Source organism: Pleomorphochaeta sp. DL1XJH-081, from assembly GCF_049310885.1.
Classification (GTDB): domain Bacteria; phylum Spirochaetota; class Spirochaetia; order Sphaerochaetales; family Sphaerochaetaceae; genus CAYZJV01.
The window spans coordinates 211,457-233,824 of the sequence record NZ_JBMDYO010000004.1 but is presented as its reverse complement, the minus strand read 5'-3'; the positions used below and the strand labels follow the sequence as shown (position 1 = coordinate 233,824).

17 protein-coding genes and 1 tRNA gene are annotated in these 22,368 nt (G+C 44.1%); 9 read left to right on the top strand and 9 right to left on the bottom strand.

Going from position 1 to position 22,368, the window contains the following annotated elements; translation table 11 throughout:
* Nucleotides 1–9: 9 nt before the first annotated feature.
* From ACODJP_RS09330 to ACODJP_RS09310, 5 genes are all read right to left on the bottom strand, one after another.
* Nucleotides 10–2,091: an elongation factor G gene (locus ACODJP_RS09330; protein WP_422480807.1), complete on the bottom strand. Its 2,082-nt coding sequence runs from the start codon at nt 2,089–2,091 to the stop codon at nt 10–12.
* Nucleotides 2,092–2,177: 86 nt separating this feature from the next.
* Nucleotides 2,178–4,205, bottom strand: coding sequence for an elongation factor G (fusA, locus tag ACODJP_RS09325; RefSeq protein ID WP_422480805.1), 2,028 nt, complete (start codon nt 4,203–4,205; stop codon nt 2,178–2,180).
* Nucleotides 4,206–4,291: 86 nt separating this feature from the next.
* Nucleotides 4,292–6,424: a heavy metal translocating P-type ATPase gene (locus tag ACODJP_RS09320; RefSeq protein WP_422480803.1), complete on the bottom strand. Its 2,133-nt coding sequence runs from the start codon at nt 6,422–6,424 to the stop codon at nt 4,292–4,294.
* Nucleotides 6,425–6,520: 96 nt separating this feature from the next.
* Nucleotides 6,521–7,570, bottom strand: a complete 1,050-nt coding sequence (locus ACODJP_RS09315; RefSeq protein WP_422480801.1) for a LacI family DNA-binding transcriptional regulator — start codon at nt 7,568–7,570, stop codon at nt 6,521–6,523.
* Between the two features lies 1 nt (nt 7,571).
* Nucleotides 7,572–9,476, bottom strand: coding sequence for an alpha-amylase family protein (locus ACODJP_RS09310; protein ID WP_422480799.1), 1,905 nt, complete (start codon nt 9,474–9,476; stop codon nt 7,572–7,574).
* Between the two features lie 229 nt (nt 9,477–9,705).
* Here ACODJP_RS09310 and ACODJP_RS09305 point away from each other — a divergent pair, with 229 nt between their 5' ends.
* A complete protein-coding gene (locus ACODJP_RS09305; protein ID WP_422480797.1) occupies nt 9,706–11,568 on the top strand; it encodes a glycoside hydrolase family 13 protein in 1,863 nt (620 codons plus the stop codon).
* On the opposite strand, the gene ACODJP_RS09300 is transcribed toward ACODJP_RS09305, so the two are convergent.
* On the bottom strand, nt 11,569–12,858 hold the full coding sequence (locus tag ACODJP_RS09300) for a class II aldolase/adducin family protein (protein ID WP_422480795.1): 1,290 nt from the start codon (nt 12,856–12,858) through the stop codon (nt 11,569–11,571).
* A gap of 119 nt (nt 12,859–12,977) precedes the next feature.
* On the opposite strand from ACODJP_RS09300, the gene ACODJP_RS09295 reads away from it, so the two are divergent.
* From ACODJP_RS09295 to ACODJP_RS09275, 5 genes are all read left to right on the top strand, one after another.
* Nucleotides 12,978–13,049: transfer RNA gene (locus tag ACODJP_RS09295), tRNA-Val, on the top strand.
* Between the two features lie 84 nt (nt 13,050–13,133).
* Nucleotides 13,134–13,727, top strand: a complete 594-nt coding sequence (locus ACODJP_RS09290) for a GNAT family N-acetyltransferase (RefSeq protein WP_422480793.1) — start codon at nt 13,134–13,136, stop codon at nt 13,725–13,727.
* Between the two features lie 2 nt (nt 13,728–13,729).
* The gene (locus ACODJP_RS09285; protein WP_422480792.1) at nt 13,730–14,413 is read left to right on the top strand and encodes a YggS family pyridoxal phosphate-dependent enzyme; all 684 of its coding nucleotides are present in this window, start codon (nt 13,730–13,732) and stop codon (nt 14,411–14,413) included.
* A complete protein-coding gene (locus tag ACODJP_RS09280; RefSeq protein WP_422480790.1) occupies nt 14,410–14,727 on the top strand; it encodes a hypothetical protein in 318 nt (105 codons plus the stop codon). Before ACODJP_RS09285 ends, ACODJP_RS09280 begins: the two co-directional genes overlap by 4 nt.
* A complete protein-coding gene (locus ACODJP_RS09275; RefSeq protein ID WP_422480788.1) occupies nt 14,727–15,704 on the top strand; it encodes an RluA family pseudouridine synthase in 978 nt (325 codons plus the stop codon). The genes ACODJP_RS09280 and ACODJP_RS09275 overlap by 1 nt, the downstream gene beginning before the upstream one ends.
* Here ACODJP_RS09275 and ACODJP_RS09270 read toward each other — a convergent pair.
* Both ACODJP_RS09270 and ACODJP_RS09265 read right to left on the bottom strand, forming a co-directional pair.
* A complete protein-coding gene (locus tag ACODJP_RS09270) occupies nt 15,697–16,311 on the bottom strand; it encodes an MBL fold metallo-hydrolase (RefSeq protein ID WP_422480786.1) in 615 nt (204 codons plus the stop codon). The two genes, ACODJP_RS09275 and ACODJP_RS09270, sit on opposite strands and share 8 nt — an antisense overlap.
* Nucleotides 16,312–16,315: 4 nt before the next feature.
* Nucleotides 16,316–16,897 (bottom strand): pentapeptide repeat-containing protein, encoded by a 582-nt coding sequence (locus ACODJP_RS09265; RefSeq protein ID WP_422480784.1) that lies wholly within the window; start codon nt 16,895–16,897, stop codon nt 16,316–16,318.
* A gap of 80 nt (nt 16,898–16,977) precedes the next feature.
* On the opposite strand from ACODJP_RS09265, the gene rsgA reads away from it, so the two are divergent.
* Genes rsgA through udp form a run of 3 tightly spaced genes read left to right on the top strand, consistent with a single transcriptional unit; the run spans nt 16,978 to nt 21,151 of the window.
* Nucleotides 16,978–17,931 carry a ribosome small subunit-dependent GTPase A gene (gene rsgA, locus ACODJP_RS09260; protein ID WP_422480782.1) on the top strand — a complete coding sequence of 318 codons (954 nt, stop codon included), beginning with the start codon at nt 16,978–16,980 and terminating at the stop codon, nt 17,929–17,931.
* Nucleotides 17,932–17,939: 8 nt separating this feature from the next.
* A complete protein-coding gene (locus tag ACODJP_RS09255) occupies nt 17,940–20,339 on the top strand; it encodes an endonuclease MutS2 (protein ID WP_422480780.1) in 2,400 nt (799 codons plus the stop codon).
* Nucleotides 20,340–20,365: 26 nt separating this feature from the next.
* Entirely contained in the window at nt 20,366–21,151 is a 786-nt protein-coding gene (udp, locus tag ACODJP_RS09250; RefSeq protein ID WP_422480778.1) for a uridine phosphorylase, read from the top strand.
* A 3-nt stretch (nt 21,152–21,154) separates the two neighbouring features.
* On the opposite strand, the gene ACODJP_RS09245 is transcribed toward udp, so the two are convergent.
* Complete coding sequence (locus ACODJP_RS09245; RefSeq protein WP_422480776.1) at nt 21,155–22,342, bottom strand: MBL fold metallo-hydrolase; 1,188 nt, start codon at nt 22,340–22,342, stop codon at nt 21,155–21,157.
* Nucleotides 22,343–22,368: the final 26 nt, after the last annotated feature.

Here is a 22,368-nt window from a genome sequence, read left to right as displayed (position 1 = left end):
ATGAGCCTGTTAGGCATTCTCCTCTTCATAGGCAGCCTTCGCAGCCTTGATGACATCATCCGCAATGCGACCACTGACCATTTCATAGTGGTCAAACTCGATTTCGAATGAACCTGTTCCACTCGTCATGGACTTGAGGTCAATTGCATAGTTGAGCATCTCTGCCTGGGGGACCTCTGCCTTTACCATCTGGATTCCGCCACCGATATCCTCTTGGCCTTGTACACGTCCTCGTTTACCACTGAGATCACTGAGGATATCGCCCAAATACTTGTCATCGATGTAAACGGACAATTTCATGAAGGGCTCAAGTAACACTGGACCAGCTTTATCGATGGCTGCCCGCATAGCTCCTTTGGCTGCCAATCTGAATGCCATTTCGGAAGAATCGACCGGATGTTCTTTTCCATCAACGATCGTCACACCGATATCGACCAATGGATAGTGCGCCAAGAATCCTTCATGCATAGCATCCTGGAGTCCTTTTTCGATACCGGGCATATATCCCTTGGATACAGAGCCTCCCTTTATCGCATTGGTGAAGGAGTAGTATTCTCCCCTCTGCAACGGTTCGATCTCGATAAGTACCTTTCCGTACTGTCCATGTCCACCGGATTGTTTCTTATGGGCATATTCGACCACTCCGGATTTCTTGGTGATGGTTTCCCTATATGCTATCTTAGGTAACTTCGTATTAATGGAGATCTTCTGTTTTTCCTTGATCTTGTCCAGGATCATATTGATATGTAGCTCACCCATTCCACGTACCGTGGATTCCTTCGTCTCCTCATTGAACGAGGTCTGGAAAGTAAGATCTTCTTCGATGATCCTATGCAAGGCATCGTTCATCTTATCCTCTGACTTCTTGTCTCCGGCTTGGATGGCCAACGAGTAGATGGGACTGGGGAAACGCAAGGGTAAGAATTGATAGTTGGCATCTCCATGTACCAATGTTGCATTGGTATAGCAGATGTTACTCTTTGCTATGACACCGATATCGCCGGCTGTTAAGCTATCGACTTCGACCAACTTTTTTCCGACCAGCTTATAGACCTTTCCTGGGCGTTCTTTCTTTCCCAACTCAGGATTGGTCAAATCGGTATCTCCCGCAATAGTTCCTTTAACCACTTTTATACAGGAAAGTTTTCCCGAAAATTGGTCAATAGTAGTCTTAAAGACATATGCTGAGGCTTCTCCTTCAGGATCGATGGTGATTTCACTCTCTTTTCCATCGGTGACAATGAAGTCGGTTTTTCCAACAGGGGAGGGGAAATTATTCCTGATGAATGTCAATAGGCTGGAGATTCCCGAACCGAGTAAAGAGCTTCCGGCAAATACGGGGACTACACGATTGTCTTGCAATCCTTCCCTGAGACCTCTGCGAATTTCATCTGGAGTCAGGGTTCCAGCGTCGAAATATTTCTCAATGAGATCATCAGCACCTTCAGCGGCAGCCTCAATGAGCTGCAATTCATACTCCTCAAATAAGTCATTAAACTCAGATGGAATGTCCCCCACCGTCTCTTTGCCATTTGCATTGAACGTGTAGGCTTTTCTTTCTATGAGATTTATCACACCCTTGAATCCATCACCAACTCCCATGGGAATAGTAATGGGAACATAGGTTGCGGGAAGTGTCTCTTTCAGATTAGTAAATGCAGCAAAAAAATCGGCCCTATCGCGGTCAATTTTATTCATGAATACTGCACGGGGCTTGTTACGGTCGTTAAGCCTTTTCCAAAGCTTAATGGTTTCAATTTGGGCACCGTCTCTTGAATCAACTGCCATGAGGGCAGTTTCGCAACTACGGAATGCGCTTATGACTTCTCCGATGAAGTCAGCAGTTCCTGGAGTGTCCAAAAAGGTAAGTGATTTTCCTTCGAATGAGATGTTGGCGATTGCAGTGTGGATGGAAATCTGTCTAGCGATTTCCTCTTCCGTATAATCACTGGTAGTCTTTCCCGAATCGATGCTTTCTGCCCGGGAAACCACACCACTTTGAAACAAAATCTGTTCCAATAATGAGGTTTTCCCGGTACCGTTGTGGCCAATGATGGCAATGTTCCTCAAATCAGTACTGGATACGCTCATATGTCCTCCTATGAAGAATATCGGTTGATATTCAAAGAACATGGTAAATCCATACTGTCAATCTGTCAAACAATTATTGGTTTCGGCTAGGATTTTTTGGCAAAATGCGAGAATTCCATGGTAAAAGTACCCCTTCCTTGAGTTGAGCTACGCAATACCGTAGAATACCCAAATAGTTGCGATAGAGGGGCCTTTGCAATAACATGGTCAGCAGTAGCACGGCTCTCCATACTGTTGATTAGTCCACCACGCGCAGTAAGACTTCCCATCACTTCGCCGACATATTGGGACGGAACTACAATATCTACCTTCATGATCGGTTCAAGGAGAATAGGCATTGCATCTCTGCCTGCAGCCTCAAAGCACATTGCGGTAGCAGCCTCGAAGGCAAAGGAAGACGAGGTGATTTCAGAGTAGGTAACCGACTCGAGTACTGTCTCAATATCCACTACTTCATAGCCATAACGGATGCCTGAATTGATTGAGTTCTGGATTCCCCGTTTGATTGCATCCAACATCTCTTCAGGGAGACTTTTGGGTGATACTTTAGATGTGAATTTTACACCACTTCCTGTCGAAAGTGGTCTTATGGTAAGTGTAACAGTCGCAGCGTGTTCCTTGCCTGCAAGAATCTTGTTGAACTGTTCAGTTTTCGTGACCTCATGGGAGATGGATTCACGATAAGTGACCTGTGGATTACCGACTCTGGCGTCGACCTTCATCTCTTTCGTTAACCGATAGACTAATACATCCAAGTGAAGTTCTCCCATACCGGAAATGACTAATTGTCCTGTATCGGCATTCTCTTTCCACGTGAATGTAGGATCTTCTTGAGTGAGTATCTGTAGTGCAGATTTGAGCTTATCCTGGTCACTCATAGTTTTAGGTTCAATAGCGACCGATATGACTGGTTCAGGGAAATTCATATTTTCGAGAAGGATCTGAGCTCCTTCACTACCGATACTGTCTCCGGTCTGTGCATTCTTAAATCCGATTATTACTCCAATATCTCCTGCAGCGAGTTGGTCGATCGACTCAGGTCTATTGGCATGCATCCGGACTAGGCGATTTACCCGTTCACGTTTTTTCTTTGAGATATTAAGAATTGCTGTACCTTTCTTGATAACTCCCGAATATACCCGTACGAAGCAGAGAGGGCCAGCTTCACGATCATGTTGGATCTTAAAAATGAGAGCCAAAGGCTGGGCTTCAGGATCATGGATTACAGGAACTTCATTTCCATGTTTCACCGAGATTCCCTTAAGCGGAGGAATGTCCAAAGGGGAGGGCAATAGTTCCACGATCCCATCAAGCAATGGTTGGACTCCAATATTCTTCAATGAAGCACCAACAAACACCGGTATCAGTTGGCGTGCTACGGTAGCTTTCCGAAGAGTGCTAATAATCATTTCTCGAGGGATGTCTTCCCCTGAGAAGTAGAGTTCGGTTATTTCATCGGAGTGTGATGCCACAGCATCAATCAGTCTTTCATACCAAGTCTCCCGCAGTTCGATCATATCTTGGGGGACGGGATCAAATTTCATACTGCTTCCCTGGTCATTCACCTCGAAGGTGATTTTCCTATTCCCGATTAGATCGATGATTCCGCTGAATTCTGATTCTGCTCCGATAGGTAAATAGAGGGGAACGGGTGTTATTGCAAACTTCTTCTCAACTTCCTGTACGACATCATAGAAATTGGCTCCAAGTCGATCCATTTTATTGACAAATATGATACGTGGAACTTTATAACGATCGGCTTGCCTCCAGACTGTCTCTGTTTGTGGTTCGACACCACTCACTCCGCATAGGACAGCCACGGCTCCATCAAGAACTCTCAGTGAACGTTCGACTTCTGCAGTAAAGTCCACGTGGCCGGGAGTATCGATAATATTTATTTTATGGTCTTTCCAAAAACACGTAGTTGCTGCAGAAGAGATAGTGATTCCACGATTCTGTTCCTGTTCCATGAAGTCCATGGAGGCTTGGCCATCATCGACTTCACCAATCCTATGGTTTTCCCCTGTATAGAAGAGGATCCTTTCAGTCGTGGTAGTCTTTCCAGCATCTATATGTGCCATAATGCCAATATTTCTAATTAACGTGTCATCCATTCCATAATTTCCTTTAGTGCAGTTTCTCAGCCCTTTCAGTGAGAAATCATAGCATAAAACAAGCTGAGGATAAAGATAGTGGTATTCTAATCATATTTCAATGCACGTAAAGAATTCATGACCGCTAATAGTGCTACTCCCGTGTCAGCGAAAACTGCTAGCCACATAGTCGCTATACCAACGGTACCTAAAGCCATAACAAGCACTTTGATAGAGAGCGCGAAGATGATGTTTTGGGTAACAATGGAGACAGTCTTACGTGCGTGTACAATTCCTTGTGGAATTTTTGAAAGATCATCGGTCATGATCACCATGTCGGAAGCTTCAACTGCCGCATCCGATCCCATGCTACCCATGGATGCCCCGATATCGGCTCTTGCTAGGACCGGTGCATCATTTATGCCATCCCCCACAAATAGTAAAGATTCCTGGGACTTTTTCTGTTTCATCATCCTTTCCATATGTAAAATCTTCTCATGCGGAAGTAGCTCAGCATAAAAATCATTAATGCCAACTGATCGGGCTACTGCTGATACAGCTGTTTTGGTGTCTCCGCTGAGCATGGAAATACGCTGTATTCCCAGATTTGTTAGGTGACGGATCGTTTGACTGCTCTCTCGTTTGACGGTATCAGATAGAATGATTCGTCCAGCCAATGCTTCTCCTATAGAAACAAGTACCGAAGGACCACCGAAGGTCTCTTTGCCTGAATCTGATGAGAGTCCGATTTCATCCATATACGAATCGGTGCCTACGGTTACGGTAATGCCATCTACTATGCCCCGCATGCCCTTTCCAGGGATCTCTTGAACCTCCACGCCGGTTTGATGGATATCCTTAGCGAGTGCATAGGTACTGATTGCCTTTGCAATAGGGTGGTGAGAATTTGCTTCTACAGCTCCTGCGAATCCGATTATCTGTTCCTCTGTATATGGACTTGAGTCGAAAACGATGATGCTATCTACGGAGAAGGTTCCTTTAGTGATGGTTCCCGTCTTATCGAAAACGACATGGCCGGTCTTTGCGAGTGTCTGGATATGGTTACCACCTTTGACTAAGATTCCCATTCTGGCCAGCCCTCCGATACCACCGAAAAATCCTAATGGAACCGAGATCACAAGTGCACAGGGACAGGATACTACTAAGAAGACCAGAGCCCGGTACAACCATGTGGAAAAGGATCCAGAACCGACTAGAGGAGGAATACTTGCGATTAAGATTGCTAAAACCACTACAATTGGGGTGTAGTATTTTGCGAATTTTGTTATAAAGCGTTCTGTCTTTGCCTTCTTTTGACTCGATTCTTCAACCAATTTTAGGATGGAGGCAACAGTAGAATCGATATACCGATTAGTAGCCTTCGCATGCAATACACCAGAACCATTTACCGATCCACTAATGAGTGGATCTCCTTTATGGACTTCCCTTGGTAAGGATTCTCCAGTAAGAGCACTGATATCTAATGAGGAATATCCAGATGTTACCTCTGCATCGACAGGTATTTTCTCACCCGGTCTAATCAAGAGAGCATCACCTACGGTTATATCCTCAGGTTTTACAGTAATTTGCTTTCCATCACGAATTACCGTTGCCGATTGTGGTTTTATATCCATTAACTTGGCGATAGATTTTCGTGATCTATCTACGGCAAGGTCCTGGAAAAATTCTCCAACCTGATAAAATGCCATTACAGCGACAGCCTCGGTATATTCGCCGATGGCGAAAGCTCCAATTGTAGCTAGTGTCATGAGAAAGTTTTCATCGAACATATTACCACGGAACAAGTTGCGGATTGCTTTATAGACGATCTCATATCCACTGATGCCATAGGCTATAGCTGTTAAAAAGAATGCAAGAGAAGAATCTCCGACAGGTAGTGAGCATATCACTAAAACAGCGGCAAGTACTATCCGGAGTGGAATAGCGTAGGCTCGGAGAAACCGGGATAGAGGGGACCCCTCGGTAGAGATTTCTTTAGGTTCATCAAGTATCGATGAAACCTTGGTTCCCGGTTCCTCTTTTGAAACTATGTTCCTGATGGTATCATCAAATGAAAATGACGAGTCCTCTTCATCACCTGTATAAATATGGAGGCGGTTTTGAAGAAGATCGATCTGTGACGAGCGTACGCCGTCTACTTTGTTTATAGCTTGTTCGATTCTCGCTGCACAGACAGCGCAATCGACTCCTTCTATCATGTATGTCTTTTCAATTGTCATGGTTACCTTTCACTTTTATATTAACATATGATTGAACGTTCATATGTGATTGTAAGCGTATCTCGATTGTTATGTCAACATTTTCGATTAAAATAATTAGATTCTTACAAGTGATTCGCGGAGAATCATTTTGTGGGGAATAGTCACATGTTTCTCAATTGGTGGAGTGCCATGAATTATTGAAAAGAGCATCTTCGCAGCCAGTCTCCCTTTCTCGGCGGCTGGTTGGTCTATCGTAGTCAATGGAGGGAGTATATAGGATGCCTCAATGATATTGTCAAATCCGACGACCGATATTTCAGCAGGAACAGCTATTCCATTTTCTGTGAACTGAAGGATACACCCGATGGCTACGATATCGCTCATGGAAACGACACATGTAGGGCGCCTATCTGATTCCAAAAGTTGAGTTGCTATATTTCTACCTTCATCTAGGGTTGTCTCGGTAGTATGAAGTCTAATCGACGGTGAATTGAGATCAAGTCCGTATTGTCTCAATGCTTTTCTATAACCTTCCAGTCGAGCACGTTGGATAGTTTCGGTAGCATGTTTATCATAGGATACTTCAGACAAACCAATAATAGCGATTTCCGTATGACCATATTCGAGGACTTTCGACATCATGGTGCAGGCTGCCTCATGGTCATCGATCGTAATGGATGGCATATCTGATGATGGAATCCCATCGATAGTGACAAATGGAATATTTCTTCTTCTGATGGATTCAAGTATCTCCATTTCTATACTCATGCCTTGAGTGATCAGCCCATCCACTGCAGCACAGCGAACAGCTTCGATTACACTCTCGTTAATGGGTGGAATAAGGGTAAGCGTGTTTCCGTACTGCTGGCACACACTACCGATTCCTTCAACCACTTGCATAATATAGGGGTTCTGGAAAGAGTAGTGTATATCTTGGGGGAGAAGGAACCCAATACTTTCATGACGTTGCAAAGAAAATTTTCTGGCAAGAGGATCGGGATAATACCCAAGTTCCTCAGCTACCTTGAGTATGGTTGCACAGGTCTTTGAAGAGATTCTTGAAGGATCATTGAATGCAAATGAGACTGCGGTCTTGGAGTATCCAGAGATTCTCGCGATATCGTTAATGGTTACTCGCTTTCCCTTAGGTCTTTTATCATCCATCTCAGGTACTCCTTGTTAGGAGTAGGATTTCATAGGGACCGAGTATGATCGGGTCACCGGCAAGACGTACATGCTTGCCTTGGGCTAGGTCCGTCCATGCATTATCCCGTAACAACTCATAGCTGGAGGTATCGATTGTTACTGTTTTCTGAAATTCAGTAAAATTCGCGAAGACTACGAGGGCATCCTCTCTCTGATAGGCTTGTCGGGGATTTACCAGCATACAGATCACTCCAATATCATCTGTCGCTATTGTAGTGAGTTTGTTTGAAGATCCCATCAGACGTTGTCCTTTCCGTATATTTATGAATCGGTGGATCTTCCAGAAAACCTGAGAACCGGGAATACTAAGATCGTTTCTCCGGCTTGCAGCTGCCCAATCGAATTTTTGTCGATGGAGATACCTGCTATCACGTGCCTTATGCATATCATAGATATATGAATAGTCGTTTAATTGGCCAATTTCATCTCCACTATAGATTACAGGGATACCATTCGCCGCCATACAGAAGGTATGCAATAGTATGATTCTTTTGACTGCCAATTCCTGTTGGTATTCATCCCGTTCAAGCAGGCCTTTTTCTAATCCACAAAGAGACGCACAGGTACCGCAGTTGCGTGCATCCAAAGTCTTCGGGTCAGATTCATAAAGTTCCCCTCGGCTGAAACTACCGGGGAAGGCTCCAAGGTAAAAATTGATAAGAAACCGTTTATGCTGGAATGGATCAAAGCCGAGTTCCCTAGCTTTCTGGTCATTGAAACCCCATCCGATATCATCGTGGCACCTTGCATAGTTGACCCAGCATGCTCCACTGGGAATATTGTCTGGGATGGCTTCAACAAGAGAGCCTAGCATTCTTGTATCTCGTGTCGCTAAGCTATTCCATAGATCGACCATAAGTGTAACATTGTAAAGAAGATGGCATTCAGGAGCCTCTTCAGTTCCGAAATAAGGAGCGACATCCTTCGGAGCCATGACGACTTCACCTTTGATGATCGCTCCTGGAGCTACAATCTCCAAAAAAATCCTGAACATCCTAACGATGGAATGTACTTGCGGCAGATTCCTACAATTGGTTCCCCATTCTTTCCAAATATAGGGGATGGCATCAAAACGGAAGATATCCACTCCTCGATTAGCCATTTGAAGAAGAGCACTTGCCATTTCCAAGAATACGATAGGATTTCTATAATCCAAATCCCATTGATAATGGTTGAAGGTTGTGAGTACCCAGCTCTCCATATGGGCATTGTAGGTGAAGTTGCCTGGGGCTAAAACCGGAAAAACTTCATTTACTGTTGCTTCATAGGCATCGGGCATGGTGCGATCTTCGAATATGAAATATCGTGATGAAAATTCAGGATCGCCTTCACGTGCAGCAATTGCCCAGGCATGCTCATCAGAAGTATGGTTAAGGACGAAATCGAGACAAACACTAATACCGCGGCTATGGCATGCTTCGGTGAAACGGTCAAATTCTTCATTTGTTCCAAATCTCTCGTCTATAGAGGTAAAATCACTTACCGCATAGCCACCGTCATTCAATGATGCGGGCATGGAAAAAACAGGCATGACATGAAGATAAGTGACGCCGAGTTCTTCAAGATAGTCTAGTTTCGCAGGCATGCTGGCAAAGGTGTCGGAAAAGTTATCCACGTAGAGCATCATGCCTATCATATCCGAATCCTGGTACCAATGAGGATTTGCTATTCGTACCTCATCGAGTTCCAACATAGAATCGGGTCTAGCGGACCATTTCAGACGTAACATATCCAATACTCGTCCAAAACTTTTCTCCCCATACAAAGAATTAAAGAGAGAACGTAGTTCGGGTTCGAACTTATCTAATCGTTTGAGAAAACCTTTGTGTTGTTCGGTTACAGCCGACTTGGTTGTACGATTCATTACGACTTTTTTGCTCCGTTTGTGATTCCTTTCATCCTGTATATTTGCAGGAAATGGAAGATTATGACAATAGGGATGATAGATATAGATGTAGCGTAGAAATTCCCTTGGACCCCAAATTAATCGTAACGAAGAAAGGTCGCTTGACTGTTCAAATCCTATCTTCCATACTTATGTTAAACCGGTTTTCTAGACCGGTCAATTTCTTTTTACTAGGTATAGGTGATTTATGGAACCTTGGATTGGAAGTATCAGATGTTCGGTTACTGACGAATTTATACAGCCCTTCCCCGTACAGAAAGGGGTAGCTACAGAGGTTCGTCTGAAAATGGTCCATGATGCTCCTGTAATTCGGGTTGTTTGTCATTCCGTATTGGATGGTAAATCATACCACTTCCCGACTAATCAGCATGTGGTCGGTAAAAGAAAAATATTTGTAGCAAGCGTGCCTCCTTCGAATGAGAGGATTTGGTATTTTTCCTTCCAGTTAGAAACTCCACAAGGATGGTTTTTCGCTACAAGAAAAGGCCTATTATCTTTTCATCCTTCCATTGCGACTATGTATGGTGTCGATACAGAACTAGAGACCGATGATTGGGTTCCAGGATCGACTTTCTACCAAATCTTTCCTGACAGGTTCCTTGGTATGAATCCGGACCTTGGCGTACGAACCGGTGAATATATATTTGATGGACATCATACAAGGGAATTATCCGTGGATGAAGTACCGCCGGCGTATGAGGATGGATGGTGTCTTGATTTCTACAATGGGGATCTTAAGGGGATTGCGCAATCAATAGATCATTTACTCGATATGGGAATTACTGCGGTTTACCTGAATCCGATATTCTCCGCGAAAACAAACCACCGATATGATTGTACCGATTTCTTTCATGTTGATGAACATCTTGGGGGTGATCTGGCTTTGGCTCATCTTTCTGAACAATTGCATAACGCCGGTATCAGAATAATAGTAGATATTTCAATAAACCATAGTGGGATCGAACATCCCTGGTTTAAGAAGGCTCAAAAAGATCCCAATTCACATGAAGCAGACTTCTATTATCGGGATGAAGCTGGAAACTTCATCTATTGGGAAAATGTACATACGCTTCCCCAACTGAATTATTCAAGTGATAGACTCCGACATATCATGTATAGAGGAAATGACTCTGTCTTGCGGAAATTCCTCCGACCACCTTTTTCCATAGACGGATGGAGATTTGATGTGGGAACCGACACTGGCAGGCGAGGGGAAGATCAATTTTGTCATCAGATCTGGAAAGAGGTCAGGAGTGCCATAAAGGAAGTTAATAAGCAATCCTATATTATTGGAGAGGCATGGGAGGATGCGTCTGTCTATATCCAAGGTGACCAGTGGGATTCTGCTATGAATTACTTTGGTAGTGGTAGATTATTACGCAGGTGGTATGGGCAACAGGATACTTATTTAATGAGTAATTGGGGACATTCCGATGAAACGGGGAGAGCTCTGACCGGAAAAGAACTCTCCGATGCTATAGCACAACACTTACTTTCTATTCCGGAACAGCTAATTCCCCGGCAATTCAATCTTATTGACTCTCACGACACTATGAGGCTTCACAATCATAAAAGGATTTTCGATTGGAATCTTTATGAAGGTATTGTAATGCTGTTGTTTGTTCTTCCTGGAGTTCCGAGTGTATACTACGGCGATGAAATAGGACTCGATGGTACTATTGGTAGCAACGAAGGTGCACGGTATCCCATGCAGTGGAATAAGCGGAAATGGGACCAACGCTTTGTCGATCTCTACCGAAGATTGGGAAATTTGAGAAAAGACTCACCATTGTTCGCATATGGTGATTGGCATACCTTATGGTACGACGATACTACGGTAGTGTTCTCACGGATATACCGATCTGAAGGAATGATCATCATGCTAAACAGATCCGATTCCGAAAAAGATATTTCGATTGATCTTCGTCACCTGTATATAACTCATATGAAGGAATGGAAATCTAAAGATACGGTTCCTCTACATGAAGGGATCTTTGCATGGCAGGTAAAAGAGCGAAAAAGTCACCTTTTCCTATTTGATATTGACTGATCAATTGAGTCCAAAAGCCTTATTTAATTCCTTGATCTGGTCTTTTTTAATATGTACTACATCTCCGATGGAATGGGAAAGGTAAAGACTTGTAGCGGTGGCTTCTGCAACTTCAAGTCTATCGAAAGCCTGCAATAGAGAATTTCCAGTGGTTATGATGCTATCATTTTCGACTAGAAGGGCAGGTGTACGTTGATTGATGAGATCCGCAATCTTATCGATATCCTGATAGATGGTCTCGAATGGTATCTTTTGAATTTCCCGTAACAGGATGTAGCTTTCAGGGATGGTCCTTGGATCGAATACTGCATCGGTAACCGCAAATGCCATGAGATGGATTGGATGGGCAACTAAAATGGCTTTGATATCAGGATGTCTGCTATATATTCTTTCATGCAGCAAAATAGCTCGTGAAGGGGTTTTTCCCCTCTCCTTCATTCCATCCTTCACCCTCACAATATCTTCGACTTGTACGTAGGCACGGTCCTTGTTGTAAGGAGTAATCAGCACCGATCCATCAGATAATCTGACAGAGTAGGTTCCATTCGTAGCATTGAACAGTCCTTGTGTGTAAGACCGTTGAATCAGCGTGACCATATCCCGTCTTGCGGCAAGCTCTTCGGTAGAACGGGTATTGAATTCAATATCATCCATGGTGAGGTGGCTTCTTGTTTCACTGAGAGACAATTGGCTAGGATTAAGCTCTCGAACTGTTCCAAGCCTTCTTGCTATCGTTTCCAACCTTGCGCTCGACTCCAATGTCTCAAATATCATGAATGCCCTGAAAAGAGATTCACCACCGATCACCAATCCGTGGTTTTCCAAAAGAACGATATCGCTTCCAGCGGCGAATTGATTGGCAATCTTCTCCCCAAGACGATCACTTCCGGGAAGATCATAAGCGGCAAGTGATATTCCTTTGCAGGATCTTCCTACTGAGGGAAACAATGAAAGAGAGGGGAGTTTGCGCACAATAGAGAATGCTACGAGGGCATGAGGATGCGCGTGAAGCACTGCATGAAGATCTGGTCTCGATCGATATACCGCCATATGGAATGGTAGTTCAGAAGAGGGAGCATGTTCTCCCTCTACGGTTCCGTCCTTTCTCACACGTACGATATCTCCTCTCGTCAAAGTACCTTTGTCGATACCGGCAGGAGTTATCCAAACATCTCCAGAATTGTCACGTATCGAGAGGTTTCCTCCGCTGGTGGTGGTCATTCCTCTCGTGTAGATCCTATTCATGATCATGACCAATTGGTCGGCTGGATGCAATAGGGAAAAGTCCATATAATCCTCCCGATTTCTTCACTATGGCGAGAGTATATCATAAAAATTAAAAGACCAACATCTGACCATGTTGACAAAATCTCCGCGTCTATGGTAGTTTCAGTCTCGTTATGATCAACGGGGGGTTAGCTCAGTGGGAGAGCTCCTGCCTTACAAGCAGGCTGTCGTGGGTTCAAATCCCGCATCCCCCAGAATATATTGGAGAGCAGTATTATCCTGTTCTCCTTTTTTTTCGTCTCTATTGACATCACAGCAAAGATTTTCCATGATTGGGCATGATCGATACCGAGATTAAACGTATAGCTTCTCCTATCATTACCTCAAAACGATTGATTTTGCGCCCATTTGTAAACGACGATGCTGCGGCACTCTTTTCTTGGTCAAGCGATGTCGATGTTACCCGATATCTGAGATTTGAAGCCCATGACTCTCTTCAAGAATCTGAGAAGATCATAAAGCGATGGGTGAGAGATTCAGAAAATCCTCCGAATTTCCACTGGGCGATAGAAAGAAGGGATGATCTACGTGTAATAGGATCAATGGGAATAGAAATAACGAGCCTTCATGACAACCGAGGCGAGATAGGGTATTGTTTAGCCAAGGATGTCTGGAATCAAGGATACGCAACAGAAGCTTTGCGAACCGTTCTTCGGTTTGCCTTTGATATTGCTGGTTTTCATAGACTTGAGGCATGCCATTCTACTCAGAATCCTGCATCTGGAAGGGTGATGGAGAAAGCTGGTATGGAACTGGAGGCAGGACCGCTTCGTCATTATTACCGGTCGAATCTCCTTGGTTACCAGGATGTATATATGTATGTCGCTTTTTCGGATAGTTTCATCGATAATGGGGAGCGGATAAGCAAATGAGTATGGCTGAGCGGATCCAAGCGATCATAGAATCGATTGAAATGGCAAAGAAGGAGCGTGGAGGAGATTCTGGAGTCTCACTCATGGCGGTCTCCAAGACCCATCCCTATGCGGCGATCGAAGAGGCCATTTCTTGTGGACAACTCCTCTTTGGTGAGAACCGTGTCCAGGAGATACTCAATAAATTCCCTACCGGACACCATGGTTATAATCTTCATCTTATTGGACACTTACAGTCAAATAAAGTAAAGAAAGCAGTCCAAGCAGTAGATGCGATAGATTCGGTGGATTCCCTTCGTCTGGCTCGCTTAATAAGCAAGGAGGCGATAAAGGTCAAAAAGGTAATGCCCGTTCTTTTGGAATGGAATACGAGTGGAGAAGAATCAAAAGCAGGTTTTACTGACGAAAAAGAGTATTTCTCTCTCCTTGATGAAGCCCAAGAACTGGAGGGTATTCGTATAGAGGGACTCATGACGATAGGACCGCTAACCGACAATGAGATGGATGTTCGTACCGCATTTGCCACATTACGCGAAATTGCTATGAAAAGTAAAATCACGTATCCTCATCTCTCGTTCGATACCTTGTCTATGGGAATGAGTCAGGATTACCGTTGGGCAATCTTGGAGGGTTCAACTGTTGTCAGAATAGGGTCCGCTATTTTTGGCCAAAGGGATTATACATGAAAAAGGGTATACTCATATTACTCATTATTTTAGTATGCCTACAACCAATTTTTGCTACAGACTATACCCCCTATTCAGTCGACGAATTCCCCCAATGGAGTATTAAACTGAGAAGAGCGGAGACACTCATGTTCGGCTCATTACCGATTACTTTTGGTTTTACGACACTTTCATATTCACTAGCACGCTCTTTCGGTGCTGGGCAGCTCTCTCAGGATCCATTCAGAGAGACCGTCACACTTTTAGGGGTTGCTGGAGGTCTTTCGATCATGGTAGCTCTTGCGGATTATATCATTGGGGAGATGCAGGACTAATGGCGACAAAACAGCATCATGTGTCAATCGTGGTTCCAGAAGGTACAATCGGACAGCGTATCGATCGTTATCTGGCTTCCCTGAGCGATGTATTTCCACGTGCTGCATCAACCGATAGTCGGACAATATTCCTTATCAATGGAAACCAAGTGAAGAAAAGCAAAGCGATAAAACCCAACGATACCGTAGAGGTCCACTGGGTAGAGGAATTGTTTGATAAAATCGAACCACAGGATATTCCGCTCTCCATACTCTATGAAGATGGTCATATGCTGGTTATCGACAAACAACAATCACTTGTCGTGCATCCAGGGGCTGGGAACTGGGACCACACCTTGGTTAATGCTCTTGTCCATCGATATGGTGAACATTTTTTTACAAAGCCAACCAGTGAAGACCAGACAGATGATGATGAAGAGGATCTGTCAGGATTTTCAGATATAAGACCTGGAATTGTACATCGTCTAGATAAGGATACTTCTGGCGTTATGGTCATCGCGAAGGATCGGAGCGCCCACATAGATCTCTCCTCACAATTCAAAGAGAGGTCAATAGAAAAATATTATATAGTTCTTGTCCATGGTCGAATGCCTAGCCGCAGAGGTCATCTGGAGACTACGATAGTCCGTGATCCGCGCAACAGGAAACGCTTTATCGTAGGAAAAGAGGGTGAAGGGAAACATGCGAAGACAGATTACCTTGTACTTCGCCAATGGTCTGATATGGCGTTGGTTAGAGTCAGGCTCCACACCGGAAGAACCCACCAGATACGAGTTCATTTATCGCATATTGGATGTCCTATTATGGGAGATCCGATCTATGGAAGACGGAATAACGAAAGCTATACGATGATGTTACATGCATTCTCGTTGGAGCTCAGTCATCCCTTAACCGGAATTCGACTACGATTCCGTGCTCCTATGCCACAACGCTTCAAAGATGTAATCCGTGCGAAAGATGAAAAGCAGGTCAGGTAAGCACGCTAGGATGACTCAGTTGAGCTAAATCGTCACTGGACATGGCGTCGATCAACTCTTGATTGAATAATTTTTCGATTTTAAGTGCGGAAATGGTTCCGTGACCAGGGAAAATGAGGAATCGTTCATCCAAGGTGAGAAGTCGATTTTTTATTCCTTTGAGTAAAAGAGCTTTTTCCACAACTCCGGTTGTCTTGCCAATCCTTCCAGCGTATAACACGTCACCGGTGAACAGGGAGTTGCCAATCTTATATACGAAAGAATCGATCGTATGGCCTGGGACTTGGATAGCTTCTACAGTTATTCCACTGAGATCCATGATTTCACGATCTTTTACCTCTATGACCGGAATATCATAGACACCCGGAGATCCAGCATATACCTTGGGACTATAAATCTTCACCAAGGTTCCCAATCCCTTTGTGTGTGATGTGTGTCGATGGGTAAGCAAGACATGTGCGATATTGAACCTGTTCTTTTCGATCCTCTCAATAAGTTCCATATCGATATGACCTGGATCGATCAAGATTGCATCACCACCATCCTCTGGTCCAACTAGATAGGTATTTGAAAATTCATTTAAAGAAAAATGGAAAAATACTTTCATATTATTACGAGAAACTCGCCTCCTCGTAATTGGAATATTTGAAGGAGACATTATCCCTATCGGTAAATCTGAAATCGGCATTTTTAAGATTGCAATCGACGAATTTGACATTCACCAAGTGTGAGGATGAAAAATTGGAATAGTAGAGATCCGAAGAGCTGAAATCACTATCACGAGCATCAACACCCATGAAATTGGTATGGATGAGCAATGTATCGGTAAATGAGCAATGGATAAGTTTCGATCCCGCAACGACCGAGTGTCGTGCATCACTACCATCAAATGTACAATTCTCAAATAGACAAAAATCGAAAAAACAAGCTTGGACTTTGGAATTAGAGAAATTGACATTCTCGAAGATACACCTAGCGAAATCACTCGTGGTCAATTGAATTTCAGAAAAATCGAGATCCTTGAGATGGACATCGGTCATGACGATATCCCTATGACGGTGGGAATCGTTTATTGAGGAGATAAGCGATTTGAGGACCTCTTCACTGTTTTCAGCATGATGGAGACAGGTATACATGTCTTCCAAAGCATACCTACGACAACCTTCCACTGCACAGGGAACACACTTGAACATGGAAAGAGCCTATCAAATAGCGTAGTCGATGTAAAGAAGATTGCTTGCATACCGTCTTGATTGTCGGTAGAGTATTTTCCATGGAAGAACACATAGGTCTCGTCGTTCGTGGCATAAACAATATTTATTCGGTAGTTCCACTTGAAAGAAGGGATACTATTGGCGATGCTCCGACTTACTCTTGCAGAATCAAAGGCAAAGTGTTGCAGGATGTCGAGCTTTCCTATAATCCGATCGCAGTAGGTGATCATGTGCTATTTACCTTACATCATAAGGATGAAGGGTTGATCCTAAAGAGACTTCAGCGTAAAAACTATTTCTCCCGCTGGAATGCAAAGAGAGGAGCAAACCAGACCTTGGTAGCCAATATGGATTTGATTGTAATTGTTTCCTCCACAAACGATCCTCCCTTTAGGCCACGGTTTATCGATAGAGCTATCGTATGTGCACATACTACTCCTATCATGATAGTCTTGAATAAATGCGATCTTATGGTCACTGAATCGGAATATGAACGGTTTCAACACTATGGGATATTAGGCTATGAAACATTCCTCATGTCTGCTTTCGACGAGGATGGTCTTGTAGCTCTTAAAAAGAGACTGGCGGGTAAGACTGTTGCATTTATCGGTCAATCGGGAGTCGGGAAGTCTACCATAGTAAATGGATTGTTGGGGAAGGGGTCAGTTCAGAAAATTGGAGACATTTCAAACAAATATCATCGTGGTAAGCATACGACTAACCATGCACTTATGATCGATGCAGACAGTATGGTAGTCGTTGATACGCCGGGGATGCGTGAAATCATGATTCCCCATGTTGATCCTTTTCTCATTGCAGAGAGTTTTCCTGAATTCAGAAAATATCGTGATAGATGCTCATTTTCACCATGCTTACATACACATGAACCCGATTGTGCAATAAAGACAGCTGTAGAGAAGGGTGAGATCCTTGAAGATAGATACGAAAGTTATCTTAGAATGGTGACCTCGATTGAGGAACGTCCTGAGAGCTGGGAACGGGAACGACGGTGAGGATTGTGATGAATAACCGTACTGCTAAGGATTTGGGATACTACACGGTGATCGATGAGGTAAAAGGCCTATGTCTTTCGGAATTGGGGCGAAGGGCTTTCGATATTCTTGAATTCATTACCGATAGGACACAGTTATCAGATAGACAGGATATCGTTGGAGACTTTATGAGTCTCTCTTCTCTCCGTGTGGATAAACCTATTTCATTTCCGACGATCGCAGATGTCATGGAAGAATTGCAGATTCCTGGCAGGACCTTGGATGGTGAGCAACTATACCGGTTAGGGGAATACCTCAATGCCGCTACCAAATTCATCTCGTACTGTAGGCTTCCACGGAAACTCCCCGGAGAGCCGGGAACTCATGATCAACTTTCGGTTGTTCCTCCGGCAATGTCGCTCTTTGAGCCGATGGATACGCAACTGGTAAAGTTGGCTATGAAACTTTCAGAGACTTTGGAAAGCCCGGGGGTAGTCAAGCCCACCCATCCTGCAATTGCCCGGTTGACGAAAGAGGTGGAACGAAAGAGGGCTGAGAGACAAGCCTTTAGCCAAGATTTCCTACAACATAAGAGTGGCCCCTCCTCAAACGTACAACCAGTATTCCGAGATGGAAGGGTAGTCCTTCCCATAAGAAACGACCAACGCTCACAACATGAAGGGATCATCCATAGTTCAAGTGCCTCGGGGGTAACAGTCTTCATGGAACCGTATCGTTTGGTGGAACTGAATAATCAGGTTGTAATGGCGCAACAACAAATCCAGATGGAAATTGCAAGGATACTCGCCGAATTGTCAGGGCAGGCTCGGGATACCATTGAGCTACTAGAGACTCTTCAGCAGGAGGTTGCTTATGCGGATGCGCTGTATTCACGGGCTCGTTACGCAGAGATTCATGATTGTACCAGGCCTCAGTATGGTCAAGATGGTCAGGTCACTATAATCCAAGGCAGACATCCACTTCTCAAAGACAAGGCCGTCCCCATTTCATTGGAATTGGATCCATCGATAAAAGCTGTAGTGATTAGCGGACCCAATGCTGGTGGTAAAACTGTCACCATTAAAACAGTCGGACTCTTTTGCATGATGCATCAATCGCTCTATATGGTTCCTGCAAAAGAGGGAACGACACTTCCAATCTTTCATTCGATATATACCGATATCGGTGATGATCAATCAATCGAGGAATCGTTATCCACCTTCAGTGGACATATGAAAAATATCGGTACAATACTTCAGCAATGTGACCATGAATCTTTGGTAATCTTGGATGAATTAGGTAGTGGAACAGATCCCATTGAAGGTTCTGCTTTGGCTCGGGCTATCTTGGAGTATTGCGTAGACCATGTAGGACTTACCCTGGTTACCAGTCACCATAGTGTATTGAAACAATATGCCTATGCTCAGCCCGAATTGCTTAATGCATCCATGGAATTCGATGGAAAAACCCATGAGCCGACATTCCGAGTCATAAGTGGACTTCCAGGAGAAAGCCATGCATTGGATACTGCTAGATCCATGCGTTTACCGGACTCGGTTCTCCAGAGAGCTCAATCTTTCCTCGGTTCTGAGATGGTAGAAATTTCAACTATCATTCGGGGCTTGGAGGAGAAACGAAGAGAAGCTGAACTCCGAGAACGGACACTTGATGATCGAGCGAGACAGCTGCAAGAGCAGGTAAGACAGAATGATCTCAAAAAACTTACGCTCAAACAACGTGAACAATTGTTGCGTCAGGAACAGATTGGTGATCTTTCCCGGTTTATCAATGAAAAACGCAGTGAGTTAGAGAATCTCGTAGCTGAGTTGAGAGAAGGGGAGATAACCAAAGAGAAGACTCGTAAGGTCAAGGCATTCATCTCTTCAATGGAAAAAAAGCAACAAGAGAGCAAACTGAAGGCTAATGAGATTGAAAAATCTTTGGAGCAAGAACTGTATCGTGAAGAAGATGCCCACAGTGTGGTGTTTTCTGTGGGAATGGATGTATTAGCCGGTCCTCATAAGAGGGAGGGGCGGATAGTCAGGCAAGAAAAACGAGGGAAATGGTTGGTAGCGATAGGGCCTATGAAATTCCCTATGGACGAACGAGACCTGCGTCCTTTGCCAAGTCGATTTAAGAAAGAGCAGAAAAAAGTATCGGTTAGTTACGAATCACGATCTGTTGCTCCCCGACCTACTATTGATGTACGGGGAATGACCCTAGATCAAGCTGTGGAGGCATTATCGATCCAAATTGAGGGTGCACTAGTTCATTCCATGCAGAGTTTCTCGGTTATCCATGGGATGGGTGACGGTATCCTGGCAAGAGGTCTCCATGATTATCTAAGAAGTGTTTCCCAAGTCTCAAACTACTATTTCGCTCGACCGGAAGATGGTGGTTACGGTAAGACCTATATTGAGTTATACTAATTATTCCAAAAATGCAGGAGGCAATTATGACAGACTACATGGAAGGGAGTGGAGTCCAGTACCATATACATCTTAAAAAAGGAGACGTAGGACGCTATGTTATTCTCCCCGGCGATCCGAAGCGATGCGAGAAGATTGCTCGGTATTTCGACAATCCCCAGTTCATAGCCGACAGTAGGGAATATGTAACCTATACTGGTTATCTCGATGGCGAAAAAGTGAGTGTGACCAGTACGGGCATCGGAGGTCCATCGGCATCGATTGCTATGGAAGAATTGCATCAATGTGGAGCTGATACCTTTATTAGAATGGGGACCTGCGGTGGCATGAAGCTAGATGTCGTAGGAGGTGATGTAGTTATTGCCACTGGCGCAATCAGGAATGAGGGAACAAGTAGGGAGTACGCTCCGATAGAATTCCCTGCCGTAGCAAATATTGATGTAGTGAACGCACTTGCCATGGCAGCCAAACAGTTAGGTAAACGGCACCATGTAGGAGTTGTGCAGTGCAAGGACTCATTCTATGGTCAACACTCTCCACAGACAAAACCGGTCTCTTACGAATTGGAACAAAAATGGGAAGCTTGGTTACGATTGGGTACTCTTGCGAGTGAGATGGAATCGGCAGCGTTGTTTGTGGTAGCAAGTTACCTTGGCGTACGTTGCGGTAGCGAGTTCTTCGTGGTAGGAAACCAGGAACGTGAGAAGCGAGGTATGGACAACCCAATAATGCATGATACAGAGACGGCGATCGAGGTCGTCATACAAGGATTGAGGAACCTGATCGCCGCAGATAAAGGCTACAATGGTTGACCACTAGGCCTTCGCCAACCTTCTTCCTAGTTCACGGGCTGTATGTATGGCATTGGCATCAGGATTCCAGTTATTCCTAAACGGCTCATCCACCAGATCATAACCGGCTTTCTCGAGAAATTCCGCCATCTTTTTAGGAGCCTCTCCAGTCCAGCCATAACAACCGAACGTAGCTGCCTTCTTGTTTTTCATTTTTAGCTCTTTTAAGAAGTGAAGGAATCCTGCAACACTGCCAAGCATGTCATTGCCAACCGTAGGGGAGCCCATAACAAGCATCTTTGATTTGAATATCTCGGTTATGACATCATTCTTATCGGTTTTTGCAATATTATAGACTTTTACAGTTACCTTTGGATCTTCTTCCACGATACCAGCTGCGATTGCATCGGCCAATGACCTAGTGCCATCCCACATCGTATCATAAGCGATGGTTATCTGGTTCTCCTGGTAATTGTCACACCATGCAGCGTACTTTTCGACAATCTGAATTGGGTTATCGCGCCAAATGACTCCATGACTAGTGGCAATAATGTCTATTGGAAGTTCCATTGAAAGGATTTCTGAAAGTTTTCGTTTGAGGATTTGGCTGAATGGAGTGAGAATATTCGCATAATACTTAATAGCTTCATATTCAAGGACACACCTATCGGCGAGATCATTGAAAAGTCCACCGAAAGCATAATGTTGCCCAAAGGCGTCATTACTGAATAGAATATTGTCACCTGTCAAATAGGTTGCCATACTATCTGGCCAATGCAACATGGTCATTTCAACGAAGGCGAGACTCTTGCCATTACCAATATCTAACGTATCGCCGGTTTTAACGGTCTTGAAATTCCACTTCCTATGGTATTGTCCAGTAAGTGAATCAACCGCTTTCGCAGTGCAATAGACTGGCGTATCAGGTATCTGTTCCAGAAGTGCCAACAATGCACCACTATGGTCTACTTCTCCATGGTTAACTACGATGGCATCAATTTTATTGAGATCTATCTCCTGTTTAAGATTATTGACGAATTCGTCTGCATAGGGACGCCAGACAGTATCGACAAGGATAGTCTTCTCTTCCTGGATGAGATATGAGTTGTAGGAACTGCCTTTATGGGTTGAATAATCACTACCGTGAAATTGCCTCAATTCGGTATCAATTTTACCAACCCAACTTACGTTGTTTTTGATGTTTTTTTTCATTGCATTCTCCTTTTGGAGATTCATAA